This is a genomic window from Shewanella sp. QJM3NY_23, from assembly GCF_056173105.1.
Genome location: NZ_CM149657.1, coordinates 2,537,710 through 2,551,615, shown reverse-complemented (window position 1 = coordinate 2,551,615; position 13,906 = coordinate 2,537,710). Strand labels below are relative to the sequence as shown.

Here is a 13,906-nt window from a genome sequence, read left to right as displayed (position 1 = left end):
AGATGCTGCCATGCATCGTCGCTGGCTTCCTTAAGTTTGGTAAGGTTGAGCTAGCCGCTCTTTGCCTCTTGATAGTTACTCTCCTTTTTGATGTGGTTGGGTATATAGGGCGTTGTATATTTTGACGGGCAATGGTGTAGCTTCTTCTGCCAATGACTCGCGTCTTGAGCGCTGCCGCTATATGAGGCCACCGCTTTGTCACTGATAAACAGCAAGCCGAGGCTGAAACTATTAGCGACACCCCCTCGCGACTAGCGACAAATCCTCAGCGATAAACTATCCCACCATCGATGATTGGTGCCTGTCCGGTCATATAGTCTGAATCAGGACCTGCCAGATAAGAGACGAAAGCGGCCACATCTTCTGGTGTCTCAGCTCGGCCCAGCGCAATGCCCTCCACATATTTTTCGTAGGTTGACCCTTTTGGCGCACCAGTAAGCTTTGCAAAGCGTTCGTCAATTTCAACCCACATATCTGTTCCAACAATGCCAGGGCAGTAAGCATTGAAAAATGATTACTGCTTGTAAATATGTTTATCGTAAAGCATGAATTTTATTAAACCCAACAGCCTATCTTTCTCTGTTTATTTTATAAATACATTTTTTTAAAAATAGCGCATTCAATATTTATGCTGTTTAGTGTCAACTATTAATATTTGACTTACCAAATCTGTGATCGACTCGTCATTTTTTAATTGAATCATTGTCACACAGGTTAGTGTCGGCGAGACGTAATAACGCTTCGAGAAGTTATACCTCACAAAATATGATGCCAAGGTAACTGTGTATTATCTGCACTTCTCGTTAAACCCCCACCTCAAATAACTATCAGCATAGCTTTTAAGGTAAAAGTTAATTTTTACAATAAGTTATGTGTGATGACTGCGGCTTTTAATGTTTTTTTTGGGCGGAGGGAACAGTATTTTTCTTAGTTATTTTGGCATAAACATGACATTTAGCTGTGCCGTGGGAAGGCTTACTTGAGAGCCAATTTGAGCAACAATGCCAAATTACAGCTGAGCAAAACATTTGGTGTCCTATTTATAGGACATTTGCACCTCATATTAACATCTACTGCAAGCATTAATACTAAATTAACATTACTTACACCGCTTAAACCTCAAAAGCTATTTTGCATAACAATATGATGGCTAAGGTTTTAGGTTTTCTATTTAACTATAAGAGGTATCACTATGTTTCTATTTGAGTCCCTTACATCGAACCAGATTATCGCCTGGTTTGCGGTATTGGGAGGATTAATCCTCCTTAATGAAATATCCCGGCGCAGTATGTGGGCAGGCATCGCCTGTTTTATCGTGCTGCCTTTAGTACTTACATTTACTGTTTGGCAAGACACTACATCCGCAGAAGGTTCAACCGTGGGAACATGGTTTCACTGGGCTAAAGTTTATTCATGCTTAGTAGGTTGTATTGGTTTTATGGCACTTCGTTATATTAAAGGAGTTGTAAACAACAAATATATGCTGTTTTTCCCTGCTTTAATTCTCGGTATTAACATTTTGGAAGCCGTATTACGAGACTTCCAAGTATCGACTTTCGGTTTGCCTAGTCTACAGGATGGGATGATGATCCAAGGTGGATTATGGAACATCTTTAATGGTGTGGCAGGACTGCTAAACATCGTCACCATATGTGGTTGGGTTGGTATTTTTGTCAGCAAAAAAAGTTCAAAAGACATGCTTTGGCCTGACATGTTGTGGTTCTGGATCATCGCTTATGACTTATGGAATTTTGCATACGTATATAACTGTGTACCAGATCACGCATTCTATGCAGCTGGCGCATTACTTATCTCATGTACCATTCCTGCCTTTTTCATTCAAAAAGGAGCTTGGTTACAACACCGCGCTCACACCCTAGCATTTTGGATGATGTTCGTGATGACCTTCCCTTCATTTGTAGATTCATCTCAATTTGCCGTTAAATCGTCTGGAAGTGTTGAAGCATTATGGGTTGTTTCAATGCTGAGCTTCGTCGTCAATGTGGCTGTATTCGTTTATCAATTCCGTCGGATAAGAGCTCGTAAACTTAATCCTCTTCGTGACGAGATTTATACCGACTTATCAGCTTACAAAGAGGTTGCAGAATTAAAGGATGATTCTGCTGTACCAGTAGCAAATAAAGCTGTAACAGCTTAATCCCCTAAATCCCATTGTCATTACTTTTTAATCAATATTGGTTGAGGTGTAACCAACCTCAACCAGCAGGTTACAACAATAAATAACAACAATTTACTATTAGTGGAGTCACTATCTATGAACAAGTATCTTTTAGCTTTAACGGTTACCGCTGCTGTCAGTTCAAATTATGCCTTAGCAAAAGAAGAGATCGACATGTCTAGCCCAACCGAAGCTTACACTGCTCTTGGGATTGGCTATGGTAACAAAGGGATGAACCTTAAAGCGATGTATATGCTTTCAGAGGCTGGATCAGAGCGTAAATCAGGGTTTATTTTTGAAGCAAACGATATTTTTGATGAAAAAGGAGGCGATCCACAGTTTTCGGGCATTAAAGACGGCAGGATGACGATGGATTATGAAACAACCAATACTAACTACCGCCTTCGTTACGGCTCATTAAACACCAAAAATGGTTTGGGTTATATGGTGGACGCAGTCGTCAAAGACCATGCCTTTTTCGGTCAAACAAGTGTTATCCAAGCGGGTGCATTAGCGACGATTCCTGTTGGAGCAAACGGTTATATCTGGCCGGTTTTATTAGTGGGGGGCGTAATAGTAGAAGATAACTTTAGCGACACCATTGGTGGTGGTGCAGGTATACCTGAATCCTTAACTAACTTGTCTAGCAGTGGTATTGATATTGCCTCCATCATTTATAGCACCAAAGTATATGCTCGCTACAAATTTAATGACTCATGGTGGCTACTCGGTGCTTGGAGTTATACCGATGAATTAAGTGGTAAAAGCTGGGATGACAGCATTGCTAAAGGTGGCCTGCAAATTAGCCCACAACAAATTGAACTCACTTTAGGTTATCAGATCACCAACACTCAAAATATTCGTTTTAATTATCATTCATATTCAAGAGATGGTAGCAGTGACAAGTTGTGGGTTGAATACAACTACGCATTTTAATTTTGCGGCTACTCTGTATTTTTTAGACTAAATAGAATGGATGTTACGATGAAAAAACAACTTATTATAGCGTCAGTATTGTTAACGCTTATGTCACCAACAAGTTGGGCTAAAATAGTAGCCGACGTAGACGTACCAGAGTCAATTACAATAAACCAAAAAGTTATGCAGCTTAATGGCGCAGGTGTTCGCTCTAAGTTCTTTATGGATTTATACGTAGGATCATTATTCACCTTAGAAAAGATCAATGAAGTACAACCTATTATCGATGGTGATATGGCTGGAGCAATCCGTCTCAATATTACCTCTGGAATGATTACCTCTGAAAAACTCACTAATGCACTGAATGATGGGTTTGATCTTGCAACTGGAGGTGACACTTCTAGCATTGATGAGAGTATTAAAAACTTCGTCAAATTCACATTCTCTGAAGAGATAAAAGAAGGGGATCAATTTACACTTGTTAGTATTCCTAAAGAAGGCGTTTACAGTTACAAAAATGGTAATCAGCTCTCATTTACACAGGATGAAGCATTCCGAAAAGCACTGATGTTAATTTGGTTAGGTAAAAAACCGACAGACAAACAACTTAAAAAAGATATGTTAAAAGGTTAACTAAAATTGTAGTAACGCCATGAGTTGGCAATGTTATTTCGTACTGAAAACTGTACTGGTTATGACTAATAACCTTATGATTAAGAAAATAAGTATGGATTTCATCAGATATTATATTGCCGACTCTTATCAACACTTCAATATCTCACCAAACCCACGCCCTATCTAACCGTCCCCGATTTCTGATAATTTATGGCCCAATCATTATGAAGGATACCTAATCACTCCTTTTTCAACAACAGTCTCTCGAAGTAACTTCACCATATTCTTACATTTTTTCGATAAGTAAGGCTTAGATGCATAGACTAAGGTGATTTTTAAATCTGGAAAATAGTGCTCACCTAACAATGGCTGAAATAGTCCTTCCTCTATACCTTTATGTAACATTACTGTCGGTAAGACAATAATCCCCTTGCCATCTTTAGCTAAATTCCGCAAAAGGTGTAAGTCTTCACTATACACATAGTAATCGATATGGCTTGGCAACCACATTTTGCAATAACGATTGCCTAACATTTTATGATTATCAAGATCTTCAATAGACTCAGGTTTACCCATTTTCTGAATATAAGCATTGCTTGCAACCATGCAACAAGGCAGATCAATAAAATATTGTTGAATATAGTCGTCATTAAGCGGTGGGCAATATGAAGGTAATATCTGAATATCCGTGTTAGTACGAATTAAATCAATAGCCTGTTTTTGATGTTCAATCTGGATATTTACAGCGGGGTATAAACTGGTATATAGCTCAATTACATTGGTAAAAAAGTCAGTCACGCCAAGCACAGGAGGGATTGCAATCCTTAACTTGCCTTTAGGCTCTCTATTTTGCTCTTCAAGATGAACCATGGCCGTTTCAAGCGCACCAAGACGTGAGGCCACTTGATCATATAACCATTGTCCATTCTCAGTTAGCTCAATACTATGGGTGGTGCGGATCAATAACTGATAGCCGAGTTTTCGCTCGAGTTCTTGAAGGCGACGGCTAACTTTACTCCTTTGTAAGCCACACTTTGTGGCTGCAGCACTAATTCCTTTATATTGTACCGTATAAACAAAGAGATGCAGGTCATCTAAACTAGGCATGATTTCTATCCAATTTATAAATCAATGATCTCAATACTAACTCTATTTAAATAGTTTTAGAGCGGGTAAGTTTAGAGTATTAGCTTTATTTGTGATCTCCGTCTATTCATAATCAATATAATTTATATTAATCGGCAAACTTCTCACTGGTGCCAATAATTCAACACACGTTAACTCAAACGAGCAAAGTAAGTGTCCGATGAATGATGTCTTGCCTCAATTTCTGAGAGTAAAATGATCCATAAAAAGGTGGGGTACCGTAATAGTGTTTTCTACTACCAAATTAGTTATTGAATTTATCGAGGTGTCAATATTTGGATTTACGGAGTGAAACATAAGTATCAGCACATTCCGCGCAGGGGAGGCGATAAATAACAACGAAAGTGCGACCTTTAAGCACACTCAACAAATAAAAATGCAGTCCAACGTTACTCCAGCAAGGGTAAAAATGTTATCGACCTTCTTTGTAAAGTTCACTCTCGGCTAAATAATGACTTCACTGCCATGACAGCGTAAAATCACGCCTCATTATTGCTGTGCAGGCCTTGTGCCGTACCAGCCTTGTTTCGCTCAGTCACAGTTAAGATGTCAACAATTTATGCACCAAGCTCCTATGTATCAAGCTCAGCACTGTTTTACCGCGTTTAAATCGCCAATCGATAGTTATCAACTACCCGAGCGTTTTACCTTTCCGTTTTATTATGAGCCGCACCCTTTGTGCGTTTTGGCGGCAGAGGAGCTACAAGCTTATCTGAGTAGCCAAACGGATTGGCAACATAACTTTGGCTTAGGCAGCGATACCAATAATGTTATCGGTAAGATGTTTGGTGTGCTGTTAGTGCGCAACAAGAGCGGTGAGATTGGTTACTTGGCGGCATTTTCTGGCAAATTGGCTGAGCAAAACCTTATCGATGGTTTTGTGCCGCCAGTCTTTGATATGTTGACTAAAGACAGCTTCTTTCATGCTGAGCAACAGGCGATTAATCAGCTGACCCATGAGTTAACACAGCTTGAGGCCTCGACAGAGTTATCGAGATTGAGAGAGCAGTTAACCACATTAATGCAACAGGCTGATGATGAGCTTGAAGCGATGCGCGCGGCTATTATCGAAGGGCGCAAAGCGCGCAAATTAACGCGCGCTCAGGCGGAAGCTGAGTTAGGCCCAGAGCCGTTAGCCGCGTTAAATGTGCAATTGGGCAAAGAGAGTGTGGCTGAAAAGCACCAGCTAAAAGCGATAAAGCAGCATTGGGATAGCCTCATTGCAGCGGCGAGCGCCTCGTTACAATTGTTAGAGACCGAGATTGAATCACTTAAAACGCGGCGGGCAAAGCAGTCTAACGCCTTGCAGCAAAAACTGTTCGCTCAGTATCGCTTTTTGAATCAAGCGGGTGAGCTGCAAGATCTTAATCAGATTTTTAACGATGCGCCCAATCAGCTGCCGCCAGCGGGGGCCGGTGAGTGCGCCGCGCCTAAGTTATTGCAATACGCTTTTGCCCAGCAGTTAACGCCACTGGCGATAGCCGAGTTTTGGTGGGGCGCCTCACCCAAGTCAGAGGTTAAGCAGCATAAGCAGTTTTATGGTGCGTGCCATGGTAAATGCCAACCGATTTTGAGCCATATGCTTAAAGGCATCGAGATGGATGACAATCCATTATTGAATAATCCGGCAGAAGGTAAAACTATCGATATCTTGTATCAAGATGAGGCGATAGCGGTGATCAACAAGCCGGCTGAGTTTTTGTCGGTGCCGGGTAAAAATATTACCGATTCAGTTTATGCGCGCATGAAGCAGTTGTTTCCCACTGCAACGGGGCCTTTGATCGTGCATCGTTTGGATATGTCGACCTCGGGGCTAATGGTTATAGCCTTAAGCAAAGAGGCCAACAGGGCGCTGGTGCAGCAGTTTATTGGCCGCACGGTTGAGAAACGCTATGTGGCAAAACTGGCGGGTATTGTCGTGGGTGAGCAGGGCGAGATTAACTTGCCACTGCGAGTTGATCTTGATGATAGGCCGCGTCAGCTGGTCTGTTTTGAACATGGTAAACAGGCGCACACCCTATGGCAGGTCAAGGCGCGAGACGATAAACATACTTGGCTATACCTCTATCCGCAAACTGGCCGTACTCATCAGTTGCGGGTGCATTGTGCCCATGTTGATGGGCTTAATCTGCCGATTATTGGTGATGATCTATACGGCACTAAAGCGGACCGATTACATTTACATGCGCAGAAGTTAGTGCTTAATCACCCTACAACACAGGCCCGGATGACCTTTGAGGCTGAGCCTGCATTTTAGGGTTAACGCATAGCAGTTAGCGCCATCATCCTGATTCTCCCAGACCCAGACCCAGAAGCTTAGGTGCGCGAGGTGAATAGCGCTTGACCTAGGTAGAGCTGCAGTAAGCCGTTAAGGTTACTCAGCTCGACGCCTGTTATCTGACTTATCTTGTCGAGCCGATAGCGCAAGGTATTGCGATGAATATACAACTGCTTAGCACAAGCGCCTTGGTCGCCAAAATGGTTTAGATAGGCGGCGAGGGTTTTACGCAGTTGTTGGTTACTGTCGTGTTCGACCAGCTTTTGAAAAGGGGTGAGCAGTTGCTGACCACGCCAATCCTCTTGCAGCCCAGATAGCATCACCAGCAGTGCATAATCCTCAAACAGGTATTTATTCCGTGTAGGGTGCATCTGCATGCCAAATTTTAGGGTCTCTTTGGCGGTTAGGTAGGAGCGGTGAATATCTTCTGGACGAGGAAAATAATGCCCCAAGGCGATATTAAGCTGGGCGCTCATCTCTGGCGGAATACGCTTAAGCAGTTGGTCGATACGCTGGCTTTCAAGTTCGGCGCGCCACTGTTTGCCATCGAGAAAGGCGGGTTTGAGGATCACCAGCTCTGCCATGGAGGTCATGGCGATAAGATTGCCGCGCGAGGGGGTTTCTAATAGATTCAGCACCTGTTTCAGTAGCGATTTAGCACTCGATTCAGGGCTGTCCTCTTGCACTTGAATCACTGCGGCCACTCGCGGCATGGTTAAATCTATGCCCAAACGTTCGGCTCTGGCGCTCAGTTGCCCTAGGTGCTGATATTCGCCCTTAATCAGCTGCAGAATAAACTCTTCCTGTTGGCGATTTTGCCATTGAGCAAGCTCGATAGAGTTGGCTTGCTCGACAATCATCTCGGCGCTCATTTTGAGTAATTTACCAAACGCCATCAGGGTTTCGGGCTCACCGGTAATGCCAATGACTCCGATGATCTCACCTTGATAGTGCAGGGGTAAGTTGATGCCTGGCTTTACCCCTTGCAAGCTGGCTATGGTGCCGTGATGGATCTTGACGGTACGATTTTGGCTAATGGCGAGCAAGGCGCCTTCGTGGACAGAGCCAATGCGATTGCTATCACCAGAGCCTAAGATAACCCCTTGGTTATTCATCACATTAATATTGTGGCCGATAATCGCCATGGTGCGATCGACAATCTGTTGTGCGAGCGGGGAGTCTAATAGGTACACAGTGTTATTACGCGCTTATGGTTTTACACGAGCTTACGGTAAATTGCTCGGTGGCACTAGATCTGCGCCGCCGTTTTGTTGATAGCTGTGGAATAGGGCATAAAAAAACCCGCTCGTTAAGCGGGTTTTTTACATAAGGCGATAACCCTTATAGCTTATAGCTCATGCTTAACATCACCAAATGGGCGGTGTAATCATGGCTGTTGCTACCAAAGCTGACCACATTCCAGATACCATCGGGAGCGATGCTATTGCCTGGGTCATTGTCTTGATAGTTTTCCATTTTGTAATCAAGACGCAGCGCCATTTTTTCGGTGGCCTGATATTGACCATAGACATTGACGTTGTGCACTTTGGCAAAGTAATCGCCATAGTCACCACTTATGCCTTGAGTGACTTGGGTATTACTGCTTGAATCTGAATAGGTGTAATCTACGCCTAAACGCAGTTTATTTTCTAACAGATTGTTGTAGCTAAAGCCCGCACCCACCACATCGACTTGATCTTCGATTTGGCTAAACCAGTTAGCGGCACCAAAGTTGGTGCTACCGGCCTGATCTGAGTCGATATTTTGACGATTATAGAAGGCGTTAACCATCATATTATCGGTGATCAAGTAACTGGCATTGATATCGTAACTAAGATCTGTCGATTCAGTTAAGCCAATTTGGGTGTCGTTGTAATCATCCAGTGCGTAGCGTGCACCTAGATCGATGGTCAGCGCATCGATAGGCGTGTGGCTCACTCGAGCCTCTACCATGCTGCGCTGACGGTCGGCTAGATTGTACTTACGTAGCAAGTCATTTGACTCAGATGATGTCCACTGTGACGCTTGATACTCAGAGCCATCGCGTTCGCCATAGCTGCCCTTGACCCACATATCCCAATTATCGAACGTGCTGATACGCAGTTTGGTTCACAAGGTGTGCTCGTCGGTAGTTTCACGATCTTGATAACTGCGTTCATCACGACGGTAATCGTAACCCGCATCGAGCTTCATGCCGCGGCTGATGCGAAAATCAGCGCCCAATTTACCGCGATGGGTCGTGATATCATAAGGTGTGTTGTAAGCCACTTTACCGCTGGTGGAGTCGATGCTGATCTGCGTCCACTGCTCAATCTCGGTTTGATTATCACGGTCGCTGTAGTCGTAGCTGGCATTAACACGCACAGTACGATTTAAGCGCGACACCACTTTAAGGTTAGCGCCACTCATATCGACCTGCGCATCCAGTGATTCAGTAGGCAGTTGATAACCGTAGCCCGAGGTAACAAAGGCTTGATCTTGCGTCATTTGACCATAGTGCACGCGGCCACTCATTACCGTTTGCCCTAGGTGATATTGGCCTAGCAACGATACCGTATGGGCTTCGTTGTCTGGGTCAAGCGCCATAGTGCCTCGGGTCTGCGCCCCAAAAGTTGGGTTGAACGCGTTATCAAACGTCAGTTGGCTGTATTGGTTTTTAAAGCTCGAACCTGAATAGTTGAGCGCGGTAAACCAATTATCGCCTTTGAGTTTAATGCCGGCCTCAAGGTTATCAGTGGTGTGATCAACGGGTTCAGCGAGCATCATCGACTGATTAAAGAAGCTGCCAGATGCTGACTTTAGCCCGGTTTTATCTTCACGCTGATACTTGATGTAAGCGCTCCATAACTCTTCACCTTGATAGCTTAGCCCAAGTCCTGCGCGCTTACGTTTAAGCGACAACTCTTGCGGCGTTAAGCTGGCGTAAAGCTGGCTCATCTCTTGGCTCGACCCGGCGGTTTGCCAGTTATTAGGCAAGGTTAAATCGCCGCCACCAATACCTTGGTAAGGGGTCATGGCACTGTCGGTTTTGTAGGTCGCAATTTGACGATAATTCAAATTGAGGTTGTACTGGGCAACTTTACCAGCATTCACCTCTAAACGACCATTTTCCATGCCTAAGTCTTGTGCTTCGACAGAGGCGCGGTAGCCCGATTTACCGATGTAATTCACATCGGCATCGACTTTACCGGCAAACTCGTTTTCTGCGGCAAAGGCATTGGCAGAGCGGATATCATCGCTGTCGTTATAGCCGACGCCTGCGCCAACCGTGCCCGATACGCCAGTTTCAATGTCACAGCGCTTACATTCCCACTTGTCTAGCTGCACCTTGCTGGTGTTGGCCTGTTGAATATTATAGCCATCGGCGAGCACGATATTGGGCACAAACACACTGGCGTTAGCGATGAGGGCGAGCGTGACTAAATTTAAGTTAAATTTCATGTTGTCGTCTCCTTAGCGCTGAAACAGCTTGCCAGATGGATGGTTTGAACCATGGATCTGACTGTGGCAGTTTAAGCAGCTGCGACCACCGGTGAAGGCATTTGCGCCCACTTCAGAACCCAGTTCAGTGTTACCCATGTAGGCGTTACTGGCGTGACCATCGCTAGCATGACATTGCTGACATAGTTGTGGTGCACGGGTCTTGAGCATTCCTTCGTTCACGCTGCCGTGTGGGTTATGGCACGCAACACAATCTTCAGTTACGGGTGCATGTTCCCACAGCTTTGGGCCGCGTTTTTCGGCGTGGCATGAGTAGCAGGTTTCATTGACACTGGGCTTAACTAGATCCGCATCAGACATACTGCCGTGAGGATTATGACAATCGCTACACACCATTTGATCCCATTTCATTGGGTGGCTTGAGCGTTTATGCATATCCGCTTTTTGCTTGGTATGGCAGCTCGTACATACTTCCATTTCGGTGCTTTTTGATAGCACAGGATCTTTGGCGGTATGCACTGAGTGACATGAGGCACAAGCCACATCGGCATTGTCATGATGACCGCCATTCCATGACATACGCTTATCGTCTTGGTGGCAGCTTAAACAGACACTGTTTTGCTTTTCAGCAGACAAGCTAGAGGTAGGACCGAAATCGATCATTGGCTCTTTGCCGCCCTTGTTATGTTTGCCCATTGGGCCGTGGCATGATTCACATTGCAGGCCCGCCATGGGGCTTTTGCTTGAATCAATTGCGCCATGGACGCCTTTGAACAGATCCATCACTTTTTCAGACTTGCGGTGACACATTAAGCAAGAGTCGGCGCCTTTAGGTGAATAGTCACCTTCGGCAAATTTCTTGTCCAAGGTGGCTTCCACTTCGTCCGGTGTCATGCTGGCGTCCCACTTGGCAGCGGTTGCTTGACTGGCGCCAAACGAGAGCAGCGCAGCAGCAAGCATTGCTGGTATAAAGCGGGTTAATTTATTGGTGATTTTCATAATAGACTTCCTAATTTGCACAAATGGTAGCGAAAATGGGGGAGAGGACTCCCCCGTTTTTCATATTGAGATGAGCAAATTACATCTTCACAGCCGTGTGATCGTCGATAACCGGTGCGTGGCAGTAGAAACAGGTTTCTAGTTGTGCGGCATCGTTTACAGCACCTTTATTTTCCATATTTACAATCGCACCTTGGCCTTCAACGTGATTCTTAAACTTGTCACCGCTGTAGCTGTGACATGAGTAACACGTTGCTGCTATGGGTGTAGTGTAAGCAGATATGGTGATTTGGTCTTTTTCATCAACGACGCCATCTTTGTTTTCATCTTCAGTCGATTGCTCTTTACGAGAAGATGTTGCTAAAGCGCCTTTTTGCTTGAACGCTTGAGTATTGAAGTCGTTATGGCATGAGCTGCAGTTCATACCATAAACCGCGGCATGATCGCCATGGCTATGGGTTTTATGCAGTTTCATTTCTAGTGCGCCTTTGTTAGCGCCGCTTGCATAGGTGCCATCAGGTGTATGACAAGCCACACAGCCATCGACACCTACAATGGGCTTGTCGTTAGCATCTTTTGTGTGTGAAAGCTGTTCCGACATCACGAAACCAGGATGATGAGCCCCTTTATGAACTTCGAAACTATCACCGTGACAACTAATACAGGTATCGAAGTTAACAGAGTCGACATGACGCTTGCTAGGTGTCTCACCAGAGAACGTCGCGAATGCAAGGCCAGCTTTCATGCCTGTGAAGAAATTGGCATTTAAAGTTTTGTTGCCCTGATAATCTGTATCTAAGTTTTCCTCGATAACGACTTTGTCACAATTGACGAACTTGCCATTTTCAGAGCACATTGATAAACCAGTGAAGGTAAACGCTGTATCAGCATCTTCACCCGCAGCACCAAATGAGAGTTTTTTAGTGGTGTAGACTATGTTGCCATCAGCATCAATAGCCGCTTTAGGATCGAGTTTGCCATTTAACACTAGATTTAGGCCATCTTTACCGTAGTAACCTAAGGTAACATTATTTGGACCTACATTCGTTATCGCTTCAACACGTTGAATCTGTGGTAGCAGATTTGTTGCGTTAACGGCCGTGGTATTTGAATCAATTATTGAAACCGTCACAGTAGCTGTCTTATCTTGGTTTACCACTAAAGCAGTGTTCATGCCGTAAGTGTCGATAAGAGCCTTAGTCTGTGCAAAGCCTTCGGTATGGAGCTCTTCAGTCCAGCTGGCATTATGACAGGCAATACAGTTGCTGTTGTCATCTTGCTGTGAGTGGCCTTTGCCGGCAATAAAGTCGACATTGACGTGACAGCTAGTACAGGTTTCCATGGTAGGAACCCGTGACCAGTTACCCCATTCGCTTAGCTCGTCGCTGCCTTCTTCAGGAGCAACGTGACAAGTTTGGCAGTTGTCTTGGACGATGTTATGAGCAGTTTCGGCGCTTTTATCCATCTCTCTACCGTACATTTTGGCGTTATTGTGTACGTTATGAATTAAATGGTTATAAGCAACTTGCGGCTTGCCTTTTTCATCTGCCATTTCTTGGGTATGACAAGATGCACAAGTTTCTGAAGAGGTATAATTGTGGTAAATTTTTTGTCCGTTAGTGTGACATGAGTTACAGCTTTGCGTTGCGACGACATCCTTAGTATAAAGCGCCTCATAGCCTTCACCTGAGAAATCTTTAGAGATTTCCGTCCGAGGCACAAGCGTTTCACCATCTTGTAGCGTCGAAGCACTGGCAATAATGTTGTAGCGTTGAGTGAGCTCAGGATTATAGCCTTCTAGCGGAATTGTGAAGCTGTAGTTACCGTTCTTCAGATCTACAGGCGTTAACTTGTCTTCAGCACTTCGGGGAGAGCTATAAGTTGTTTGCCATTGGGCACTGTTACCCGCACCAGTAGCGCCCTGGGGGATAAGTTGAACCACTTTTTTGACTTCAAGATCTTTAAGACCAACGATAGGTAAATCTTCTTCGTTGGTGGCAAATACGGTCACCGTTGGGATGCCGTTGTCATAGGTGACGCTTTTCACGTCTAGGTTAAGTGTATTGATTGCGGGCGCAGCTGGACCACCAGGGTTACCAGGATTGCCATCATTACCATCGCTGCCGCCACAACCACTAAGAGCCATAGAGACTGCACCTGCTGCCAGAAGCAGCTTAAACTTATTATTTTGTACGTTCATCATATTTTCCCTGCATAGGTTTGGCATCGTCTTAAGTGCATGGTCAGTTTTCTGAACCGTTCTCATTATAAGTAGTGCAACCTAAGTCAATGCTGGAAATAGAAATCCCCACCGAAATCGTAACGTAACA

The 13,906-nt window shown here is 44.6% G+C and carries 8 protein-coding genes and 2 pseudogenes; 4 read left to right on the top strand and 6 right to left on the bottom strand.

Translation table 11 applies throughout. The annotated features are described in order from the left end of the window. Nucleotides 1-265 precede the first annotated feature (265 nt). Nucleotides 266-493, bottom strand: a pseudogene (locus AC0VXX_RS11430) (SDR family oxidoreductase); the annotation flags it as partial. 699 nt (nt 494-1,192) lie between these two features. Here AC0VXX_RS11430 and AC0VXX_RS11425 point away from each other — a divergent pair. From AC0VXX_RS11425 to AC0VXX_RS11415, 3 genes are all read left to right on the top strand, one after another. Next, nucleotides 1,193-2,158, top strand: a complete 966-nt coding sequence (locus AC0VXX_RS11425) for a DUF5692 family protein (protein ID WP_475514332.1) — start codon at nt 1,193-1,195, stop codon at nt 2,156-2,158. Between the two features lie 117 nt (nt 2,159-2,275). Beyond that, nucleotides 2,276-3,115: a hypothetical protein gene (locus tag AC0VXX_RS11420; protein WP_475514330.1), complete on the top strand. Its 840-nt coding sequence runs from the start codon at nt 2,276-2,278 to the stop codon at nt 3,113-3,115. A 48-nt stretch (nt 3,116-3,163) separates the two neighbouring features. After that, complete coding sequence (locus AC0VXX_RS11415) at nt 3,164-3,730, top strand: chalcone isomerase family protein (protein WP_475514329.1); 567 nt, start codon at nt 3,164-3,166, stop codon at nt 3,728-3,730. Between the two features lie 204 nt (nt 3,731-3,934). Here AC0VXX_RS11415 and AC0VXX_RS11410 read toward each other — a convergent pair whose 3' ends face one another. Continuing rightward, entirely contained in the window at nt 3,935-4,819 is an 885-nt protein-coding gene (locus AC0VXX_RS11410; RefSeq protein ID WP_475514328.1) for a LysR family transcriptional regulator, read from the bottom strand. Nucleotides 4,820-5,432: 613 nt separating this feature from the next. Here AC0VXX_RS11410 and AC0VXX_RS11405 point away from each other — a divergent pair. After that, a complete protein-coding gene (locus AC0VXX_RS11405) occupies nt 5,433-7,115 on the top strand; it encodes an RluA family pseudouridine synthase (RefSeq protein ID WP_475517006.1) in 1,683 nt (560 codons plus the stop codon). Between the two features lie 59 nt (nt 7,116-7,174). Here AC0VXX_RS11405 and AC0VXX_RS11400 read toward each other — a convergent pair whose 3' ends face one another. The 4 genes and pseudogenes from AC0VXX_RS11400 to AC0VXX_RS11385 form a co-directional block, all read right to left on the bottom strand. Continuing rightward, nucleotides 7,175-8,329, bottom strand: a complete 1,155-nt coding sequence (locus AC0VXX_RS11400; RefSeq protein WP_475514327.1) for a sugar diacid recognition domain-containing protein — start codon at nt 8,327-8,329, stop codon at nt 7,175-7,177. Between the two features lie 148 nt (nt 8,330-8,477). Next, nucleotides 8,478-10,577, bottom strand: a pseudogene (locus AC0VXX_RS11395) (MtrB/PioB family decaheme-associated outer membrane protein). 12 nt (nt 10,578-10,589) lie between these two features. After that, on the bottom strand, nt 10,590-11,537 hold the full coding sequence (locus tag AC0VXX_RS11390; protein WP_475517005.1) for a DmsE family decaheme c-type cytochrome: 948 nt from the start codon (nt 11,535-11,537) through the stop codon (nt 10,590-10,592). 118 nt (nt 11,538-11,655) lie between these two features. Further along, a complete protein-coding gene (locus AC0VXX_RS11385; RefSeq protein WP_475514326.1) occupies nt 11,656-13,779 on the bottom strand; it encodes an OmcA/MtrC family decaheme c-type cytochrome in 2,124 nt (707 codons plus the stop codon). Nucleotides 13,780-13,906: the final 127 nt, after the last annotated feature.